At 65.6% G+C, this 18,626-nt stretch carries 16 protein-coding genes and 1 pseudogene; 10 read left to right on the top strand and 7 right to left on the bottom strand.

Features of this window, described 5'->3' with window-relative positions:
• Window positions 1-9: 9 nt before the first annotated feature.
• From sucC to brnQ, 3 genes are all read left to right on the top strand, one after another.
• Window positions 10-1,176 (top strand): ADP-forming succinate--CoA ligase subunit beta, encoded by a 1,167-nt coding sequence (gene sucC, locus I0D00_RS02050; RefSeq protein ID WP_213638096.1) that lies wholly within the window; start codon window positions 10-12, stop codon window positions 1,174-1,176.
• Complete coding sequence (gene sucD / locus I0D00_RS02045) at window positions 1,176-2,063, top strand: succinate--CoA ligase subunit alpha (RefSeq protein ID WP_003240843.1); 888 nt, start codon at window positions 1,176-1,178, stop codon at window positions 2,061-2,063. The genes sucC and sucD overlap by 1 nt, the downstream gene beginning before the upstream one ends.
• A 288-nt stretch (window positions 2,064-2,351) precedes the next feature.
• On the top strand, window positions 2,352-3,665 hold the full coding sequence (gene brnQ, locus I0D00_RS02040) for a branched-chain amino acid transport system II carrier protein (protein WP_213638095.1): 1,314 nt from the start codon (window positions 2,352-2,354) through the stop codon (window positions 3,663-3,665).
• A 90-nt stretch (window positions 3,666-3,755) separates the two neighbouring features.
• Here the strand turns inward: brnQ and I0D00_RS21785 are convergent, their stop codons facing one another.
• Both I0D00_RS21785 and I0D00_RS21780 read right to left on the bottom strand, forming a co-directional pair.
• Window positions 3,756-4,484, bottom strand: coding sequence for a methyl-accepting chemotaxis protein (locus I0D00_RS21785; RefSeq protein ID WP_420850791.1), 729 nt, complete (start codon window positions 4,482-4,484; stop codon window positions 3,756-3,758).
• 141 nt (window positions 4,485-4,625) lie between these two features.
• Window positions 4,626-4,814 (bottom strand): annotated as a pseudogene (locus I0D00_RS21780) (HAMP domain-containing protein); the annotation flags it as partial.
• A 964-nt stretch (window positions 4,815-5,778) separates the two neighbouring features.
• Here I0D00_RS21780 and I0D00_RS02030 point away from each other — a divergent pair.
• On the top strand, window positions 5,779-6,516 hold the full coding sequence (locus tag I0D00_RS02030; protein WP_213638093.1) for a DUF599 domain-containing protein: 738 nt from the start codon (window positions 5,779-5,781) through the stop codon (window positions 6,514-6,516).
• Window positions 6,513-6,902, top strand: coding sequence for an MAPEG family protein (locus tag I0D00_RS02025; protein ID WP_213638092.1), 390 nt, complete (start codon window positions 6,513-6,515; stop codon window positions 6,900-6,902). The genes I0D00_RS02030 and I0D00_RS02025 overlap by 4 nt, the downstream gene beginning before the upstream one ends.
• A 55-nt stretch (window positions 6,903-6,957) precedes the next feature.
• Here the strand turns inward: I0D00_RS02025 and I0D00_RS02020 are convergent, their stop codons facing one another.
• Window positions 6,958-7,248, bottom strand: coding sequence for a hypothetical protein (locus tag I0D00_RS02020; RefSeq protein ID WP_213638091.1), 291 nt, complete (start codon window positions 7,246-7,248; stop codon window positions 6,958-6,960).
• 383 nt (window positions 7,249-7,631) lie between these two features.
• Here I0D00_RS02020 and I0D00_RS02015 point away from each other — a divergent pair, with 383 nt between their 5' ends.
• The 3 genes from I0D00_RS02015 (at window position 7,632) to I0D00_RS02005 (ending at window position 11,775) form a co-directional block, all read left to right on the top strand.
• Window positions 7,632-8,882, top strand: a complete 1,251-nt coding sequence (locus I0D00_RS02015; protein WP_213638090.1) for an MFS transporter — start codon at window positions 7,632-7,634, stop codon at window positions 8,880-8,882.
• A 99-nt stretch (window positions 8,883-8,981) separates the two neighbouring features.
• Window positions 8,982-10,886 (top strand): molecular chaperone HtpG, encoded by a 1,905-nt coding sequence (gene htpG, locus I0D00_RS02010; RefSeq protein WP_213638089.1) that lies wholly within the window; start codon window positions 8,982-8,984, stop codon window positions 10,884-10,886.
• A 103-nt stretch (window positions 10,887-10,989) separates the two neighbouring features.
• Window positions 10,990-11,775 (top strand): dienelactone hydrolase family protein, encoded by a 786-nt coding sequence (locus I0D00_RS02005; RefSeq protein WP_213638088.1) that lies wholly within the window; start codon window positions 10,990-10,992, stop codon window positions 11,773-11,775.
• Here I0D00_RS02005 and I0D00_RS02000 read toward each other — a convergent pair.
• Window positions 11,772-12,635, bottom strand: a complete 864-nt coding sequence (locus I0D00_RS02000) for a pirin family protein (protein ID WP_213638087.1) — start codon at window positions 12,633-12,635, stop codon at window positions 11,772-11,774. The two genes, I0D00_RS02005 and I0D00_RS02000, sit on opposite strands and share 4 nt — an antisense overlap.
• A gap of 283 nt (window positions 12,636-12,918) precedes the next feature.
• On the opposite strand from I0D00_RS02000, the gene I0D00_RS01995 reads away from it, so the two are divergent.
• The gene (locus I0D00_RS01995) at window positions 12,919-13,944 is read left to right on the top strand and encodes an amidohydrolase family protein (protein ID WP_420850790.1); all 1,026 of its coding nucleotides are present in this window, start codon (window positions 12,919-12,921) and stop codon (window positions 13,942-13,944) included.
• A gap of 63 nt (window positions 13,945-14,007) precedes the next feature.
• Complete coding sequence (locus I0D00_RS01990) at window positions 14,008-14,472, top strand: DUF3859 domain-containing protein (protein ID WP_213638085.1); 465 nt, start codon at window positions 14,008-14,010, stop codon at window positions 14,470-14,472.
• Between the two features lie 101 nt (window positions 14,473-14,573).
• Here the strand turns inward: I0D00_RS01990 and fabB are convergent, their stop codons facing one another.
• The 3 genes from fabB to I0D00_RS01975 all read right to left on the bottom strand — a co-directional run bounded on the left by fabB (window position 14,574) and on the right by I0D00_RS01975 (window position 18,436).
• On the bottom strand, window positions 14,574-15,794 hold the full coding sequence (gene fabB / locus I0D00_RS01985) for a beta-ketoacyl-ACP synthase I (RefSeq protein ID WP_213638084.1): 1,221 nt from the start codon (window positions 15,792-15,794) through the stop codon (window positions 14,574-14,576).
• 12 nt (window positions 15,795-15,806) lie between these two features.
• A complete protein-coding gene (gene fabA / locus I0D00_RS01980; protein WP_213638083.1) occupies window positions 15,807-16,322 on the bottom strand; it encodes a 3-hydroxyacyl-[acyl-carrier-protein] dehydratase FabA in 516 nt (171 codons plus the stop codon).
• Between the two features lie 203 nt (window positions 16,323-16,525).
• Entirely contained in the window at window positions 16,526-18,436 is a 1,911-nt protein-coding gene (locus I0D00_RS01975; RefSeq protein ID WP_213638082.1) for an ATP-binding protein, read from the bottom strand.
• Window positions 18,437-18,626 lie beyond the last annotated feature (190 nt).

Here is an 18,626-nt window from a genome sequence, read left to right as displayed (position 1 = left end):
TAGACAAGCATGAATCTCCACGAGTATCAGGGTAAGCAGCTGTTCGCTGAGTACGGCCTGCCCGTATCCAAGGGCTTCGCCGTAGACACCCCGGAAGAAGCGGCAGCAGCCTGCGAGAAGATTGGCGGCAGCGAGTGGGTCGTAAAGGCTCAGGTCCACGCTGGTGGCCGCGGTAAGGCTGGCGGCGTGAAGCTGGTCAAGAGCAAAGAAGACGCCAAGGCCTTCGCCGCCAACTGGCTGGGCAAGCGCCTGGTGACCTACCAGACTGACGCCAACGGTCAGCCGGTCAGCAAGATCCTGGTCGAGTCCTGCACCGACATCGCCAAGGAGCTGTACCTGGGCGCGGTCGTCGACCGTTCCAGCCGCCGCATCGTGTTCATGGCGTCCACCGAAGGTGGCGTGGACATCGAGAAAGTGGCCCACGAAACCCCCGAGAAGATCCTCAAGGCCACCGTCGATCCGCTGGTCGGCGCGCAGCCGTACCAGGGCCGCGAGCTGGCGTTCCAGCTGGGCCTGAAAGGCGATCAGATCAAGCAGTTCACCCATATCTTCGTTGGCCTGGCCAAGCTGTTCCAGGACTACGACCTGGCCCTGCTGGAAGTCAACCCGCTGGTGATCAAGGCCGACGGCAACCTGCACTGCCTGGACGCCAAGATCAACATCGACTCCAACGCCATGTACCGTCAGCCCAAGCTGCGCGCCATGCACGATCCGTCCCAGGACGATCCGCGCGAGGCCCATGCGCAGAAGTGGGAACTGAACTACGTCGCGCTGGAAGGCAACATCGGCTGCATGGTCAACGGTGCTGGCCTGGCCATGGGCACCATGGACATCGTCAACCTGCACGGCGGTCAGCCGGCCAACTTCCTCGACGTAGGCGGCGGCGCGACCAAAGAGCGCGTGACCGAAGCGTTCAAGATCATCCTCTCCGACGACAACGTCAAAGCCGTGCTGGTCAATATCTTCGGCGGCATCGTGCGCTGCGACATGATCGCCGAAGGCATCATCGGCGCGGTGAAAGAAGTCGGCGTGAAGATCCCGGTCGTGGTTCGCCTCGAAGGCAACAACGCCGAACTGGGCGCCAAGGTCCTGGCCGAAAGCGGTCTGAACATCATTGCAGCAACCAGTCTGACCGACGCTGCCCAGCAAGTCGTCAAGGCCGCGGAGGGTAAGTAATGAGCATCCTGATCAATAAAGACACCAAGGTCATCTGCCAGGGCTTCACCGGCTCGCAGGGCACCTTCCACTCCGAACAGGCCATCGCCTACGGCACCAAGATGGTCGGCGGCGTGACCCCGGGCAAGGGCGGCAGCACCCACCTCGGCCTGCCGGTGTTCAACACCGTCAAGGAAGCCGTGGAAGCCACCGGCGCCGAAGCCTCGGTGATCTACGTTCCGGCTCCGTTCTGCAAGGATTCCATCCTCGAGGCGGCCAACGGCGGCATCAAGCTGATCGTCTGCATCACCGAAGGCATCCCGACCATCGACATGCTGGAAGCCAAGGTCAAGTGCGACGAGCTGGGCGTACGCCTGATCGGCCCGAACTGCCCGGGCGTGATCACTCCCGGCGAGTGCAAGATCGGCATCATGCCCGGTCACATCCACCTGCCGGGCAAGGTCGGTATCGTGTCGCGCTCCGGCACCCTGACCTATGAAGCCGTCAAGCAGACCACCGATGCCGGCTTCGGCCAGTCCACCTGCGTGGGCATCGGCGGCGACCCGATCCCGGGCTCGAACTTCATCGACATCCTCAAGCTGTTCCAGGAAGATCCGAAGACCGAGGCGATCGTCATGATCGGCGAGATCGGCGGCTCGGCCGAAGAAGAAGCAGCGGCCTTCATCAAGGCCAACGTCACCAAGCCGGTGGTTTCCTACATCGCCGGTGTGACCGCGCCTCCGGGCAAGCGCATGGGCCATGCCGGTGCCATCATCTCCGGCGGCAAGGGTACTGCGGACGAGAAGTTCGCCGCCCTGCAGGACGCCGGTGTGAAGACCGTGCGTTCCCTGGCCGACATCGGCAAGGCCCTGGCCGAGCTGACCGGCTGGGAAGTCAAGAACGCCTAAGCGTGCCTGGCTGATCGAGAGGCCGCCTTCGGGCGGCCTCTTGCGTTTGTGCGCAGGGTGGTTTCTGTCATGCATGCGACAGCGAGTTGCATCGTTTCGACAGTCTGACCGGGCTCTATGCCGTTGCCGCGGCGATATCGTTAGGCTCGCCGCGCGCATTCGCAGCCGCGCCTCCACAAGAGGTGCAGGGTGCCTCAGCGGCTCCGCCTAAGCGGCGGGGCGACGTTTCCCCCGACCCCTCGGGAAACCCTCGGAACTCAATACTTTCTGCCTGTGGTGTTCCCCTCTATGACTCGTTTGAAAGGCTCGGATCTCCTGGCCCTCGGTTTCATGACCTTCGCGCTGTTCCTCGGCGCCGGCAACATCATCTTCCCACCCAGCGCCGGCATGGCTGCGGGTGAACACCTCGGCTCGGCGGCCTTGGGCTTTCTCCTCACCGGGGTCGGCCTGCCGTTGCTGACCATAGTGGCCCTGGCCCGTGTCGGCGGCGGCATGGCGCTCCTGACCGCGCCGCTGGGCCGGCGTGCCGGCGTGCTGTTCGCGGTGGCGGTGTACCTGGCCATCGGCCCATTGTTCGCCACCCCGCGTACGGCCGTGGTGTCCTTCGAAATGGGCGTGGCGCCTTTCACCGGCAACAGCGGCACGCCCTTGCTGGTCTACAGCCTGGCCTATTTCGCCGCGGTGCTGTTTCTGTCCCTGAACCCGGGACGACTGGTGGACCGCATCGGCAAGTTCATCACCCCGGTGTTGCTGGCCGGATTGCTCGTACTCGGCGGTGCGGCCCTGTTCGCGCCGGCCGGCGAGATCGGCGATGCGGCCGAGGCCTACCGCTCGGCGCCCTTCGTCCAGGGCTTCCTGCAGGGCTACCTGACCATGGATACCCTCGGCGCCCTGGTGTTCGGTATCGTCATCGCCACGGCCATCCGCGACCGGGGCGTGAGCGAGCGTGGCTTGATCACCCGCTACTCGGTGATCGCCGGCCTGATCGCCGCCCTGGGCCTGTCGCTGGTCTATCTGGCGCTGTTCTACCTCGGCGCGACCAGCCAAGACATCGCCGGCGATGCGCAGAATGGCGTGCAGATACTCACGGCCTACGTGCAGCACAGTTTCGGTACGACCGGCAGCCTGTTGCTCGCCCTGGTGATCACCCTGGCCTGTCTGACCACGGCGGTAGGCCTGCTGACGGCCTGCGGCGAATTCTTCAGCGGCTTGCTGCCGGTGTCCTACCGTGCGGTGGTGGTGGCGTTCGGCCTGTTCAGCCTGGTGGTGGCCAACCAGGGCCTGACGCAGCTGATCAGCGTCTCGGTGCCGGTGCTGGTCGGCCTCTATCCGTTGGCCATCGTCCTGGTCGCCTTGAGCTTGCTCGATGGCCTGTGGCTGTCGCCGCGGCGGGTCTTCGTTCCGGTCATGTTGGTGGCATTGATCTTCGGCCTGGTGGACGGCGTCGGCGCGGCCGGCTTCCAACAGTGGGTGCCAGGGCTGTTCGGCGAGCTGCCGCTGGCCGAGCACGGCCTCGGCTGGCTGGTGCCGGTACTGGCGATGCTGTTGCTGGCCGCGGTGTTCGACCGTCTGCTCGGAGAAGGGCGCCGGGTCGCGGCCTGAGGCCTCAAATGCGTCGGCTCGAGTGGTGCGCGTGTCGCCCACTCGAGCCGAACGGCGGCGCTGAACCGCTGCAATGACGGGGCCGAGTCTTCAGCCGGTACGCTCGCCCAGATTGAAATGGCGTACCTGCAGGTTCAGCTGCTCCGCCAGTTGCGCCAGGCTGTGGCTGGCCTCGGTGACCTCGTTGGAGCCTTCGGCATTGCCGCTGGCCAGGTCACGGATCATCTGGATCCGCTGGCTGATGTCCTGGGCGACAGCGGCCTGCTGTTCGGCGGCGCTGGCGATCTGCACGGCCATCTCGCTGATCTCGCGATTGGCCTCGGTGATGGTTTCCAGGGCCTGGCCGGCCTCCTGCGCCTGACTGGCCCCGGATTCGGCCTGGGTACGGCTCTGGCCCATGGCGTCCGAGGCTTTCTGCGCGCGGTTCTGCAGGCGCTCGATCATCTCCCGTATTTCCATGGTGGAATCCTGGGTGCGTTTGGCCAATGAGCGCACCTCATCGGCTACCACGGCGAACCCCCGACCCTGCTCGCCGGCACGGGCCGCCTCGATGGCGGCGTTGAGGGCCAGCAGATTGGTCTGGTCGGCGATGCCGCGTATCACATCGAGGATGCCGCCGATGTCAGCCGTGTCTTGCGCCAGGGCCTGGACGGCGGCAGTGGCGTCGCCGATGTCGTGGGAGAGGGTGCCGATCGCGTCGACCATCTGCGCAACCAGTCTCTGGCCCGCATTGGCGGCCTGGTCGGCGCGCTGCGCCGCCTCGGCCGTTTGCGTCGAGTGGCGGGCGACTTCCTGCACCGTTGCCGCCATCTCGGTCATAGCCGCGGCCACCTCGGTGGTGTGCAGCTCCTGTTGCTGCAGGTTGTGCTGGGTCGATGCGGTGGTGCTGGTCAGTTGCGAGGCGGAAACGCTCAGCTGGCTGCTGGAGCTCAGCACATTGCTGACGATCTCCCGCAGTTTGCCCACCATCTGTCCGAAGGAGTGCGACAGCACGCCGAACTCTCCGCTGCTCTGCCCGTCCAGGTGGGTGCCCAGTTCGCCGGCTGCGACCTTGCGCGCCTCGTCGCTCAGGCGCAACAAGGCGCCGCTGACCTTGCGCCTAATCGCGAAGATACCCACGGCGGACACCAGAATCAGCAGCGCGACCATCAGGGATACGGCGAGCATGTAGCGCTCACCGACCTGGGTGTAGTGCGCCACGGCATCGCCGGTGCGGCGGTCGAGCAGGGCATAGAAGGCATCGACCGGATGCATGATCTTGGCCTTCTCCCGGTGGTAGGCCTGGTCGTGCATCAGGCGGCTGGCCAGTGCCAGGTCGGGTTCGCCCCTGCGGGTGAAGCCGCCCTGGCCGTCGGCGAACTGGCCCTTGACCGCGTTCATCGCCTCGGTCTCGATCAGTACCAGCGTGTCCGAGTTCGCCTGGGCCTCGGCCAGCTTGTCCAGTTCGGCCTGGGTGAAGCCTTGGCGGCGCATCAGCTCGAGCAGGGGCGCGCGCTCACCATCGGCTCTCGGCGCGGGATGGCCGGCGGCCAGGAAGTCCCAGTACAGGCGTTCGTATTGCAGCGGGCGCGGCAACTTGCCGTTGCGGATGTCCAATACCTGCCAGTACTGCTGTTCGTAGCGAGCCTCGCCGCTGACGGCATAGGTGCGCGCCAGTCGAGTGAGATCATCGGAGCTTTGCCGCAGCTCGTCCGCCAGCAGGTAGGACTGGTAGCGGTTCGCCTGGCTTGCGGTCAAGCGCCCCTGATTGTCGATCATCAGGAAGACCAGCAGCGCCAGCAGGCTGGTGCAGAGGATGATGGTGGCGAAAATAAGGGAAAACAAGCGCTGAACGGACACTACGGCTCTCCTTAGCAGTGGTTTCGCGGACGTCCTGTCATGGACACGGCGGTCGACTCGGCGGGGGGCGTCGAATTACCGGGAGCCATGCGCACTCATCTGGTGCGTGCTGACAGCATTGTCCAGGTACTGGCATTTTGCAATTCGCGCGTGCCTGTTCGCGGCAGGTTGGTTTAACAGGCACGGCAGCGCTGGCTAGACGTATGCTTGAAAAGCATAAGGCAGCAGTGTTTGCTGGTTGCCGGCTATAATCGCGTCTCAGCCGGGGGGATTGATGAACATCATTGACAACAATCTGTGGCAGCAGCTGCTGGCCATCGTCTGGTTCATGCTCTGTTGGGGGGGCTATACCCGCTATGCGCATTCCAAGGGGCAAAGCACACCCTGCCTGGCCAGCGTCCTGCACCTGTACCGGGAAGACTGGATGCGCCGCATGCTGCTGCGGGACAACCGTATCGCCGACGCCAACGTCATAGGCAATCTGGAGCGCAATGCCTCGTTCTTTGCCTCCAGTACCCTGATCATCCTGGCCGGTATTCTCACGGTCCTCGGTGCTTCCGATCGTGCGGTGTCATTGCTGGCCGATCTGCCTTTCGTGCAGGTCGCCAGTCGTGAGATGTCCGAGGTCAAGCTGCTCTGCCTGGGCGTCGTCTTCGTCTATGCCTTCTTCACCTTCAGTTGGTGCATGCGGCAGTACAACTTTGCTGCGATTCTGGTGGGCTCCGCGCCGATGGTCGGCGAGCGGCATGTCACCGAGCAGGAGCGCAACGCCTTCGCCGTGCGCACCGCGCGGGTGATCTCGATGGCCGCCAACCAGTTCAACTACGGGCTGCGGGCCTATTACTTCGGTATGGCGACATTGGCCTGGTTCATCAACCCTTGGTTTTTCATGCTGGTGACCGGAGGTGTGGTGGTGGTGCTGTATCGTCGCGAGTTCCATTCCGACGTGCTGGAAGTGATGGTCTACACCCAGACGCCGATGTTCGGAACAAGCAAGGAGAAGAGCGAGTGAGCCTGCCGTTCTGGTGCATCTTCATCAGCGCTCTGCTGATATTCCTGGCCAAGGCGCCCGTGGCCAAGGCCATGCAGGAGGAGGGCGGTCGTTACGACAATCGTCACCCGCGCAGTCAGCAGGCGCGCCTGCGCGGGTTCGGGGCCCGTGCCCTGGCCGCTCACCTGAACAGCTTCGAGGCATTCCCGTTGTTCGTCGCGGGTGTATTGATGGCCCACGTGAGCGGCGCGCAGGGGCTGCTGGTGGACGCTTTGGCGGTGACCTTCGTCGTCTCGCGGGTGCTGTACCTGCTGTGCTATTGGGCCGACTTGCACTGGCAGCGCAGCCTGGTGTGGGCGGTAGGCTTGCTCTGCAGCCTGGCGCTGATGCTCACCCCGGCGCTTTGAGCTGGCCGATACGACGAGGCCCGCTTGCGCGGGCCTCGTGCATTGCGGCGACCGGTTACTGCCCGTCGACCGCTTCCTTGGCGGCATCGCCGGCTTCCTGCATGGCATCGGCGGCATCGTCGGCAGCGGCTTCGATCTTCTCACCGGTGGTAGGCTCGTTGCCCATGACTTCGTTGGCTTTCTGCTCGATGGCTTCGCCGGACTCTTCGATGGCGTCACCCATGGCTTCGGCCGCCTCGGAGACCGATTCCTTGGCGTTGTCCATCTTGGACTCCGGGGTGTCCTCGCAGGCGGCTAGGGCCAGGGTGGCGGCGAGCAGCAGGGCATAGGTAAGGGGCTTTTGCACGGTCGTACTCCTTGTGGTAATCGTCAGTGCCGGGTTTGTCCTAGCATGGGCCGTTTGAGCCCGGGCGGTTCGCCGAAGTTCCCCTGGCAAACCGCGGGACCGCCTTTTCGCACCGACCGGCCGGCTGTCGCGGCTCTCCAGAGGGGGGCTGTAGTCCCGTATCGCGCAGCCGGATTTCGCGAGAATCCTCGACCTCTCGATAGAATCTCCGCGCGTGGAGCATTATTGTGCTGGTCATCTCGATGCCGTGCCTGGCGAGAGGGGCTGCCCTCGCCGGACCGGCGATTGCCGTCCGGCGAGGCGCACGAGCCAGCTCGCGCTTCAAGGGTTGGGGGCTTGAGTGCCGGACCGGGGGCGTTGGCCCGTTCACTAAGGAATTCTGGATGGATGCGTTGCTGATCCTCGGCGGCCTGTTGGTGATACTGACCGGCCTGGTCTGGCTGGTCGTGCGAGCCTTCGGCACCAGCCTGCTGTGGGGCTGGCTCGCGCTGTTGCCGCCGCTGACCCTGCTGTACGTGCTGCGTCACTGGCGGAGCGCCCGCCAGGCCTTGGCGCTGAGCCTCATGGGCTTCATTCCGCTGGTGGTCGGTCTGGCCCTGCTCGCCAGCCATGATCCTCAGCGCATGGAGGCGATACTCGGCCTGCGCTGGCTGGACGCCGACGGGGTAGCCCCCAGCGAACTGGATATCGAACTGCGAGGCGAGCTGAACGGCCAGCCGTTCGCACCCCAGCATGGCGAATTAGTCGACGGGGTGCTCAGGCTCAGCGAGGGGCAGGACTTCTTCGCCCACCGGGAAGTCTCTATTCGCTTGCCGCAGCCGTCGCCGGGGGCGATCCGCGTCGATGTGCTGCCCATGGATGAAGGCAGGTTGCCGGAGGTCGAGATCAGCTGGCTGTTGCCCGAGCAGGACTTGCCCGAGGCGCGTCGCCTGAGCCGTGGCTACAGCCTGCATTTAGACCTTGAAGTGCAACCCCCGAACAAGCTGGTGGGTGATTTCCACCTGGTGCTGCCGCCGCGATTCAAGACCACCTTGAGCGGCAGAGTCGAGCTGTTCAGCGACGGCCTGCGCTATCGCGACGGCAAGGTCGACCGCCATGTCGACTCCCGCGATACCCTGGTCCACGTCATCGAGGACTATTTGCAGCGGCGCTTCGCCACCCGCCAGGTACAGTTGCGCCCGCTGCCTGCGGTGTTGCTGCCGGCGCAGAGCCTGGAGCTGATCGTCGAGGCGCGGATAGACGGGCAGGAGCAGCGCCTGCCGCTACAGTTGCACAAGGGCGAGGCTCGCGGCTGGGCGGTGCGCTCCGATCGCTTTCCGGCCTTGCCTGAGGCCAGTGAGGCGCCGGCAACACCGGGGGCGGCGGCGCAGGTGGCTGCACCGGCGGTGAGCCCGAGCCGGCCGCTGGACCGCCGCCGGCGCTTCAGCCTGGAGGGCCTGTTGCGCAGCCCGAGTCGCTACCAGGACCTGAGCATGCGCGCGGTCACCGTGCGCGGCAGTACGGCCGAGGGGCGTTTCCAGGGCATCGACCAGCAGGGCCAGGTGGTCTTGCAGCAGCGCCTGGGCGGCAGCGGCCAGGCCAGTTTCCGCCTGCGCCCGGAGGAGATCAGCCGCATCGAATTGCTCGAACCTTGAGCGATACCACGGCTAAGCACTTGAAATCCCGGCCCAAGCCCCCATCTGCATGACATCCGCCGCACCGCGGCTTAGTCATCGATGGGGAGTTAGACGACCATGAGTGTGGAAACTCAAAAAGAGACCCTGGGCTTCCAGACCGAGGTGAAGCAGCTGCTTCACCTGATGATTCATTCGCTGTACTCGAACAAGGAGATCTTCCTCCGCGAGCTGATCTCCAACGCATCCGACGCGGTCGACAAGCTGCGTTTCGAGGCCCTGGCCAAGCCCGAGCTGCTCGAGGGTGGCGCCGAGCTGAAGATCCGCGTCAGTTTCGACAAGGACGCCAACACCGTCACCCTGGAAGACAACGGCATCGGCATGAGCCGCGAAGAGGCGGTGAGCCACCTCGGCACCATCGCCAAGTCCGGCACTTCCGACTTCCTCAAGAACCTGACCGGCGACCAGAAGAAGGACTCGCACCTGATCGGCCAGTTCGGCGTGGGCTTCTACTCGGCGTTCATCGTCGCCGATCGGGTCGACGTGTTCACCCGCCGCGCCGGTCTGCCGGCCAGCGAAGGGGTGCACTGGGAGTCCCATGGCGAGGGCGAGTTCAGCGTCGCCAGCATCGACAAGCCCGAGCGCGGCACCCGCATCGTCCTGCATCTGAAGAAGGGCGAGGACGAGTTCGCCGACGGCTGGCGCCTGCGCAACATCATCAAGAAGTACTCCGACCACATCGCCCTGCCGATCGAGCTGCCCAAGGAGTTCCACGGCGAAGAGAAGGACAAGCCGGCCGAGCCGGAGTGGGAAACCGTCAACCGCGCCAGCGCGCTCTGGACCCGTCCGCGCGCCGAGGTCAAGGACGAGGAATACCAGGAGTTCTACAAGCACGTCGCCCACGACTTCGAGAACCCGCTGTCCTGGAGCCACAACAAGGTCGAGGGCAAGCTCGAGTACACCTCCTTGCTCTACGTGCCGGGCCGCGCGCCCTTCGACCTGTACCAGCGCGACGCCTCCAAGGGCCTCAAGCTCTACGTGCAGCGCGTGTTCATCATGGATCAGGCCGACGAGTTCCTGCCGCTGTACCTGCGTTTCATCAAGGGCGTGGTGGACTCCAACGACCTGTCGCTGAACATCTCCCGGGAGATCCTGCAGAAGGACCCGATCATCGACTCGATGAAGTCCGCGCTGACCAAGCGGGTGCTGGACATGCTGGAGAAACTGGCGAAGGGCGAGCCGGAACAGTACAAGGCGTTCTGGAAGAACTTCGGCCAGGTGCTCAAGGAGGGGCCGGCGGAAGACTTCGCCAACAAGGAGAAGATCGCCGGGCTCTTGCGCTTCGCCTCGACCCAGGAAACCGGCGGCGAGCAGTCCGTGTCCCTGGCCGATTACCTGGGCCGCATGAAGGAAGGCCAGGACAAGTTCTACTACCTGACCGGCGAGTCCTACGCCCAGGTGAAGAACAGTCCGCACCTGGAGGTGTTCCGCAAGAAGGGTATCGAGGTGCTGCTGCTCACCGATCGCATCGACGAGTGGCTGATGAGCTACCTGACCGAATTCGACGGCAAGCAGTTCGTCGATGTGGCCCGCGGCGACCTGGACCTGGGCAAGCTGGACTCCGAAGAGGACAAGAAGGCCCAGGAGGAAGTGGCCAAGGCCAAGGAAGGGCTGGTCGAGCGCCTGAAAGCGGCGCTGGGCGAGCAGGTGGCCGAGGTGCGGGTGTCGCACCGCCTCACCGACTCACCGGCGATCCTGGCCATCGGCGAGCAGGACCTGGGCCTGCAGATGCGCCAGATCCTCGAGGCCAGCGGGCAGAAGGTGCCGGAGTCCAAGCCGATCTTCGAATTCAATCCGGGCCACCCGCTGATCGAACGCCTGGATGCCGAGCCGGACGAGGACCGTTTCGGTGACCTGTCGCACATCCTCTTCGACCAGGCCGCCCTGGCCGCGGGCGACAGCCTGAAGGACCCGGCCGCCTATGTGCAGCGCCTGAACAAGCTGCTGGTCGAGCTCTCGGCCTGATAGCCGGCGCAGTGAAGAAGCCCGCCTAGTGCGGGCTTTTTTCTTGGCTGTCGGCTGCCACGGGCTACTGTTGAAGAGTTACCCACGCAACAGGAGCGGGTCGATGAACAAGTCACTGATAGCCCTGGGAATGTGCGGCCTGGCCGGTCTCGCGCAGGCGGCCGTGGTGGTCGAGGCGGTGCCCTACGAGATCGACGGAGTCGCCTTCGAGGGGCGCCTGATCTACGACGACAGCGTCGCCACGGCGCGCCCTGGCCTGTTGATGGTGCCCGACTGGATGGGCGTGACGAAAAGCTCGGAAAAGCAGGCGGCCCTGGTTGCCGCTGACAAGTACGTGGTGTTCATGGCCGACATGTACGGCAAGGCGATTCGCCCGAGCAATGCCGAGGAGGCGGGGGCGGCGGCCGGCGCCGTGCGTGCCGACCGGGCGCTGATGCGCAAGCGCGCCCAGGCCGCCGTAGAGGTGTTCAGGGCGCGGGCCGCCGAGGCTCCCCTGGACCCCGGCAAGCTGGGCGCCATCGGCTTCTGCTTCGGCGGCGGTTCGGTACTGGAATTGGCGCGTTCCGGGGCGCCGTTACAAGGCTTCGTGTCCTTTCACGGCAATCTGGATACGCCCAATCCGGCCGATGCGCAGAACATCCAGGCGCCGGTGCTGGTGCTGCATGGTGCGGACGACCCTTCGGTGCCGGCGGCTCAGGTTGGCGCCTTCATGGCCGAGATGAAGGCCGCGCAGGCCGACTGGCAACTGGTCAGCTACGGCGGCGCGGTGCATTCCTTCACCAACCCCGAGGCCAACAATCCGGGGCGCAACCAGTACCATCCGCAGGTGGCGGCGCGGGCCTATCGGGCGATGAACGATCTGTTCGACGAGGTATTCGCCGCGGATTAGCCTGGCGGCAACTCGATGCGCCGGCGCTCCCCCGGCACCTGCGGCCAGTCCCGGTCCTGCCAGCGCACACGGGCGCTGGCGATCAGCGCCTGGTCACTGGCAACGAAGTTCCAGTACATGCGCCTGGGCCCGAGGGGCTGGCCGCCGAGCATCACCAGGTGGCACTCGCTGCAGGCGCTCAGGGTGAAGGTCTCGCCTTCGGGCAGCAGCGTCAGGCCGCGCAGCGACAGGGGTCGATCATCCAGCCGTGCCTCGCCGTCGATCAGGTAGAGCGCGCGCTCGGGATGTTCCGCGGCAATGGCCAGGCTGGCGCCTGTGGCCAGCTTGAGTTCGGCATACAGGGTCGGCGAGCGCACCGGCACCGGTGACTCCAGGCAGAAGCCGCTGCCGGCGATCAGGCGGATCTCCACGCCCAGAGCTTCACTGCTGGGCAGGCTGACGGCGGTATGGTGGCTGTAGCTCGCCTGGCATTGTTCCTCGGCCTCCGGCAGCGCCAGCCACACTTGCAGGCCATGCAGGCGCGAGCCGCGTTCGCGCAGCTGCGCCGGGGTACGTTCGACGTGGGCGACGCCGCGGCCCGCGGTCATCCAGCTGACATCGCCGGGCCGGACCAGCTGGTCCGAGCCGAGGCTGTCCCGGTGCTGCAGTTGGCCCTCGAACAGGTAGCTGAGGGTGGACAGGCCGATATGCGGATGCTGGTCGATGTTCAGGCCGCCGCCGGGCGGATAGTCGTGTTCCAGGATATGGTCGAAGAACACGAACGGCCCGACGCTGCGGCACTGGGCCGTGGGCAGCAGGCGCAGGATCGGTTGGCCCTCGAGGACCTCCGGGCGTGCCCGGAGCAGGAGTGGGGCATTCATGGTCGGACCCGGCGGGAAGGGGTGGTTCGCGGATTGCGTTCGAAACTCATGTGCACTGTGCTCCTGTTCTGGGGCGGCTGCACGGCTGCCGCTGCAGTATTGCCTATGCTGACACAGCGCGCCCGGGTAGGGCGCAGGCTGTGGCCAGCGCTACCGCCGCCCCGGGGCCGTCGACGCGGTCGGCGCCGGCCCAGAACCCAGTGGTGAGCGCGAGCAGGGCTGGAGGCTCGACTGAACTCGCGCCGGGCACCGAGGGTCTATCCAGCTCTCATGTTGCGGAGGGCTGCCCTTGAGCCTGGTTCGATACTGTGGTCTGGCGCTGCTGCTCGCCGCCGTGGCGGCTCAGGCCCGCGACTACCGCTACAGCGACGCGCACCTGCATTACGTGGACTTCTTCCAGGAAAGCGCCGGGATGGACGAGTTGCTCGCCGCCATGGCCGCCGGCAAGGTCGAGCATGCGATGCTCTCCGGCATTCCGGTGGCGAAGAAATGGCACGAGAACGAGCCGAAGCGACCGCGCTACTACGCCGGCGACGATGCCAATGCCTACTGGTACAGCGCCACCGACGTGCTGGTCGCTCATGCCTACAAGCAGTTGCCGGCGGCACAGCGCGAGCGCTTCCATCCGTTTCTCTCGGGCTTCAATCCCAACGACAAGAACTCGGACGCCCATATCCGGCGCATGCTCGAGCTGGACCCGGGCCTGTGGCAGGGCATAGGTGAGGTCTTCACCCGTCACGACGACCTCACGGCGCTGATTCACGGCGATGTGCCGCGGGCCAACAACGAGGCGCTGGCGCGGGTCTACCACCTCGCCGCGGAATACGATCTGCCGGTGATGCTGCATGCCAATATCACCTCCAAGCGCGAGCGCAATCCGCTGTACCTGGCGGAGATCGAAGAGCCGCTGCGCAATCATCCCCATGTGCGCTTCATCTGGGCCCACGCCGGCACCAGCATGGAAATTCACCGGCACCAGAAGAAGCTGGACTTCCTCCTGCCGACCCTGCGGCGCATGCTCGCCGCTTATCCGAACCTGTACATCGACCTGTCCTGGAGCGTGCTCAGGCCCTACCTGCTGGATCAACGGGGCAGGCCCGATGGCGAATGGCTGGAACTGGTCAGCAGCTATCCGGCGCGCTTCATGCTGGGCAGCGATGTGGTGGGCCGCTTCGACAGTCTCGGCGACCAGTTGCAGGGCTTCGCGCCCTTTCTCGACGCCTTGCCGGAGCCCGTGGCGCGGCGGGTGGCCCGGGACAACTTCCTCGCCGTGCTGCCGCGCCGCGTTCGTGCCGGGCTCGCCGACTAATGCTGTCATCAGCCTGTCATCGGGGCGTCATAGGCTCGCGCCATCTCAACCAAGGAGCACGTCATGCAATACACCCGTTTCAGTGCGCTGGCCGCACTCCTGCTGCTGACCGGACTGGTCCAGGCGCAGGTGCAAGTGAAGGGCGAGGTGGAGTACGGCATCTTCACGACCCCGTACCGGGACTTCGAGCCGGGCGAACGGGTGCTGACCCGCAGCAACCAGGCAATCGAGCGCACCGAGGTGATTCCGGCCAGGCTCGGCACCAAGTTCGGCCTGCGTTACCAGCTGAGCGGCAAGACGGCAGAGGGGGCGCCCCTGACCCTGCTGTACCTCACGCCCGGGGTGACGACCCCAGACGGTATCCGCCATGACAAATTCGTGGTGACACAGAAGCTGGTGCCCGGCGCGCCTCTGGACCTGATGGCGTTCGAGTTCAGCGAAGCCCACGAGATGGTTCCGGGGGAGTGGCATTTCCTGGTGTTCCAGGATGACCGCAAACTGGCCGAGCAGCGCTTTCTGGTGCGCTGACGCGAATGCCTCGGGATGGCCAGGCGGAAGCCCTGAAGTCCTCCTGCCAGAAAGAAGAACGGCGCCCGTAGGCGCCGTTCTTCATCGCAAGCAAGCTTGGCTTACTTGCCGGTCCAGCGCTTGAGCACCAGGGTGGCGTTGGTGCCGCCGAAGCCGAAGCTGTTGCTCATCACCGTGTCGATCTTGGCATTCTCGACGGTCTTGAGCTGTACCGGCAGGTCGGCGACCTCGGGGTCGAGTTCCTCGATGTTGGCCGAGCCGGCGATGAAGTTGCCTTCCATCATCAGCATGCAGTAGATGGCTTCCTGCACGCCGGCGGCGCCCAGGGAGTGGCCGCTCAGGCTCTTGGTCGAGCTGATCGCCGGTGCCTTGTCGCCGAACACTTCGCGGACCGCGCGGCTTTCCGCGACATCGCCGACCGGCGTCGAGGTGCCGTGGGTGTTCAGGTAGTCGACCGGCGTGTCGACGGTGGCCAGGGCCTGCTGCATGCAGCGCACCGCGCCTTCACCGCTCGGCGCGACCATGTCGTAGCCGTCGGAGGTGGCGCCGTAGCCGACGATTTCCGCATAGATCTTGGCGCCGCGCTTGAGCGCGTGCTCCAGTTCCTCGACCACCACCATGCCGCCGCCGCCGGCGATGACGAAACCGTCACGCTTGGCGTCGTAGGCACGCGAGGCCTTTTCCGGGGTCTCGTTGTACTGGGTGGAGAGGGCGCCCATGGCGTCGAACAGGAAGCTCTGGCTCCAGTGTTCCTCTTCACCGCCGCCGGCGAAGACCATGTCCTGCTTGCCCAGCTGGATCTGCTCCATGGCGGTGCCGATGCAGTGCGCGCTGGTGGCACAGGCCGAGGAGATCGAATAGTTCACGCCCTTGATCTTGAACGGCGTGGCCAGGCAGGCGGAAACGGTGCTGCCCATGGTGCGCGGCACGCGGTAGGGGCCGACGCGCTTGACGCCCTTCTCGCGCAGGATGTCCATGGCTTCCATCTGGTTGAAGGTGGAAGCGCCGCCGGAGCCGGCGACCAGGCCGACGCGCGGGTTGGAGATGTCTTCGGCGCTGAGACCGGCATCGGCGATGGCCTGCTGCATCGACAGGTAGGCGAAGGCGGCGGCGTCGCCCATGAAACGGTAGACCTTGCGGTCGATCAGCTCTTCCAGGTTCAGGTCGACGGAGCCGGATACCTGGCTGCGCAGGCCTTTCTCGGCGTATTCCGGGTTGAAACGGATACCGCCGCGGCCAGCCCGCAGGTTGGCGGAGACGGTGTCTTTGTCATTGCCCAGGCAGGAAACGATGCCCAGACCGGTAATCACGACGCGACGCATGGAGGGAATCCTTTAGAAACTGTCGGTGGAGGTGAACAGGCCGACGCGCAGGCCTTCGGCACTGTAGATCTCGCGGCCATCGACGCTGACGCTGCCATCGGCGATGGCCAGGATCAGCGAGCGGGTGATGGTGCGTTTGATCTGGATGTTGTAGGTGACCTTCTTGGCGGTCGGCAGGACCTGGCCGAAGAACTTCACCTCGCCGGAACCGAGGGCACGGCCGCGGCCGGGGTTGCCCTGCCAGCCGAGGTGGAAGCCGACCAGTTGCCACATGGCATCGAGGCCCAGGCAGCCGGGCATCACCGGGTCGCCTTCGAAATGGCAGCCGAAGAACCACAGGTCCGGGGTGATATCGAGCTCGGCGACGATTTCGCCCTTGCCGTACTTGCCACCGGTGTCGCTGATGTGGGTGATGCGGTCGATCATCAGCATGTTCGGCGCGGGCAGTTGCGCATTACCTGGGCCGAACAGTTCGCCGCGGCTGCAGCGCAACAGGTCTTCCCGGGTGAAGGCGTTTTGTTTGGTCATGCGAGCTCCTCAATAATCCCCACGCGCCAAGGCTGGGCAAGTCGTCCTGGCTGGCCGGCACCTCTGGGCGCCTGCCAGCAGCCTAGTCATAGACTGTTGCGATGTGCTGAAAGTCACAGCCTGTCGAGTACAGTTGTACTCCGCTCCCGGCGGCTTGTCACAGACGCCCGACCTGCGAGCCGTGACAAGCCACCGACGGAAGTTTAACAGTCCTGGCTGGCCACCGATGCCCTTGCCGGCAGCCAGCGTTGCATTACCCGCTGCAGGTCGGCCCGCTTGAAGGGCTTTGCCAGGTAGTCGTTCATTCCGCAGGCCAGGCAGGCATCGCGGTCGCCCTGCAGGGCGTTGGCGGTGAGTGCGATGATCGGCAGCTGGCCATGGGCGTCGAGCTGGCGAATCCGCCGGGTGGCCTCGTAGCCGTCCATGATCGGCAGGCGGCAATCCATCAGGACGGCCGCGTAGGGCCGCTGCTCGACGTGCAGCACGGCCTGGGCCCCGTCGGCGACCAGGTCGACCCGATAGCCGAGGCTGCGCAGCATGGCTTCTATCACCGTCTGGTTGACCGGGTTGTCCTCGACCAGCAGCACGCTCTGGTCTCGACCGTGGTGCTCCTCGGCCTCGGCGTTGGCCTGGGAGGGACGGGACTGGAGCGAGAAGGGCAGCGGTACCTCCAGGGTGAAGGTCGAGCCGCGGCCCTCCTCGCTCTGCGCCTGCAGCATGCCGCCCATCCGTTCGGCCAGGGTGCGGGCGATGGGCAGGCCGAGGCCGGTCCCGCCGTAGCGCCGGGAGATGGTGCTGTCGGCCTGCTGGAAGGCATCGAACATGTGCTCCAGGCGCTCCTGGGAGATGCCGATGCCGGTGTCGTGCACGGCGCAGCTGAACCACAGCACGCGGTCGTCCAGTTCCTGCCAGCGGGTCTCCACGCGAACGCCGCCTCTCTCGGTGAACTTCAGGGCATTGCCGATCAGGTTGACCAGTATCTGGCGGATGCGGGTCGGGTCGCCCTGCACCTCCAGTTGCTCCAGGCCGGCCTGGGTGTCCAGCTCGAGCGCCAGGCCCGACTGCTGGGCGCTGTGCAGGAATACCTGGGCCGAGCCCTGGACCAGCTCCAGCAGGTTGAAGGCGATGCACTCCAGCTCCAGCGCGCCGCGCTCGATGCGCGAGAAGTCGAGGATGTCGTTGATGACCTTCAGCAGGTGTTCGGTGGACTCGGTGGCGAGGGCCGTATATTCCGTCTGTTCCCCGCTCAGCTCGGTGGTCTCCAGCAGCTGCAGCATGCCCAGCACGCCGTTCATCGGCGTGCGCAGTTCATGGCTCATCATGGCCAGGAAGTCCGACTTGGCGCGATTGGCCAGCTCCGCTTCCTCGCGGGCCTTGACCAGCAGGGCCATGGCCTGGCGCTGCTCCTGGTCGGCGCGATCCAGGCCGCTGGCGAGGGCGTTGACGTGCTGGGCCAGGTCGCCGAGCTCGCCGGTTTCGAGCGCCGGCAGGCGGGTGCGATAGTCGCCTGCCTGGATCGCCGTGACTGCCGAACCTATGGCGCCGAGCGGCTTGGACAGGCGCCTGGCCAGACGACGGGCGAGGAGGAAGGTCAGGAGCAGGGCGAGCAGGGCCAGGATCGCGGCCTTGAGCAGCAGCGCCTGCTGGCGTTCGTTGAGGGCGTCGCTGGACATGCCGACCAGCACGTGGCCAAGCGGTTGATCGGGCGAGCCGCGTTCCTGGTCGGCGGCGTGCAGATCGACCCGTTGCAGGTGGATCGGCGCCCGGAAGACTTCCACCGGGCCGCTGGCCTGGCCCTGGCTGGCGGGCTGCTCGACGTACACCAGGATGCTGTCGTCGTGGTCGCGAACCTCGAGAAAGCGGACGTGGGGGGTGTTGAGCGTGGCCTGCAACAGGGTCTCGAGCACTTGCAAATTGCCCGATATCACCCCGTACTCGCTCGCCGGTGCCAGTTGGTTGGCAATCAACTGGCCGGTGCGGTTGAGTTCCTGGCGCAGGTCCTGCAGACGCTCGAAGGTGAAGAAGCCGGTCAACAGCAAGGTCAGCAGCAGCGCCGGTCCCACGCTGATCAGCTGCGTAAGGGTATGGATGTCCCAGCCGCGGCGCGCGCTCATCGACCCACTCCGTGGGCCGATGCCGGGCCCGGGCCGTGGCCCTGGGACGGCGCGCACGGCGATGGGCCGGGCCGTCGTCGTTGGCGAGCGGCGTCAGTGGCGGGAAGGGCGGCGGGTAATGGAGAGGCTGTCACGCAACGGCCTTGTTCGCGTCAAAAATGCCCATGTTAACCGAGCCGGCCGCCTTTGC

The organism is Pseudomonas lalucatii, assembly GCF_018398425.1.
GTDB classification, from domain to species: domain Bacteria; phylum Pseudomonadota; class Gammaproteobacteria; order Pseudomonadales; family Pseudomonadaceae; genus Aquipseudomonas; species Aquipseudomonas lalucatii.
This window is presented reverse-complemented; position numbering and strand designations above follow the sequence as displayed.

What these genes read in the sequence shown, in the direction of transcription:
- I0D00_RS02030 (WP_213638093.1), top strand. Translation starts at nt 5,779, where the DNA reads ATGAACATCATTGACAACAATCTGTGGCAGCAGCTGCTGGCCATCGTC.
- sucC (WP_213638096.1), top strand. Translation starts at nt 10, where the DNA reads ATGAATCTCCACGAGTATCAGGGTAAGCAGCTGTTCGCTGAGTACGGC.
- I0D00_RS02000 (WP_213638087.1), bottom strand. Translation starts at nt 12,635, where the DNA reads ATGAATGCCCCACTCCTGCTCCGGGCACGCCCGGAGGTCCTCGAGGGC.
- brnQ (WP_213638095.1), top strand. Translation starts at nt 2,352, where the DNA reads ATGACTCGTTTGAAAGGCTCGGATCTCCTGGCCCTCGGTTTCATGACC.
- fabB (WP_213638084.1), bottom strand. Translation starts at nt 15,794, where the DNA reads ATGCGTCGCGTCGTGATTACCGGTCTGGGCATCGTTTCCTGCCTGGGC.
- I0D00_RS02005 (WP_213638088.1), top strand. Translation starts at nt 10,990, where the DNA reads ATGAACAAGTCACTGATAGCCCTGGGAATGTGCGGCCTGGCCGGTCTC.
- sucD (WP_003240843.1), top strand. Translation starts at nt 1,176, where the DNA reads ATGAGCATCCTGATCAATAAAGACACCAAGGTCATCTGCCAGGGCTTC.
- fabA (WP_213638083.1), bottom strand. Translation starts at nt 16,322, where the DNA reads ATGACCAAACAAAACGCCTTCACCCGGGAAGACCTGTTGCGCTGCAGC.
- I0D00_RS21785 (WP_420850791.1), bottom strand. Translation starts at nt 4,484, where the DNA reads ATGACCGAGATGGCGGCAACGGTGCAGGAAGTCGCCCGCCACTCGACG.
- I0D00_RS01990 (WP_213638085.1), top strand. Translation starts at nt 14,008, where the DNA reads ATGCAATACACCCGTTTCAGTGCGCTGGCCGCACTCCTGCTGCTGACC.
- htpG (WP_213638089.1), top strand. Translation starts at nt 8,982, where the DNA reads ATGAGTGTGGAAACTCAAAAAGAGACCCTGGGCTTCCAGACCGAGGTG.
- I0D00_RS01975 (WP_213638082.1), bottom strand. Translation starts at nt 18,436, where the DNA reads ATGAGCGCGCGCCGCGGCTGGGACATCCATACCCTTACGCAGCTGATC.
- I0D00_RS02015 (WP_213638090.1), top strand. Translation starts at nt 7,632, where the DNA reads ATGGATGCGTTGCTGATCCTCGGCGGCCTGTTGGTGATACTGACCGGC.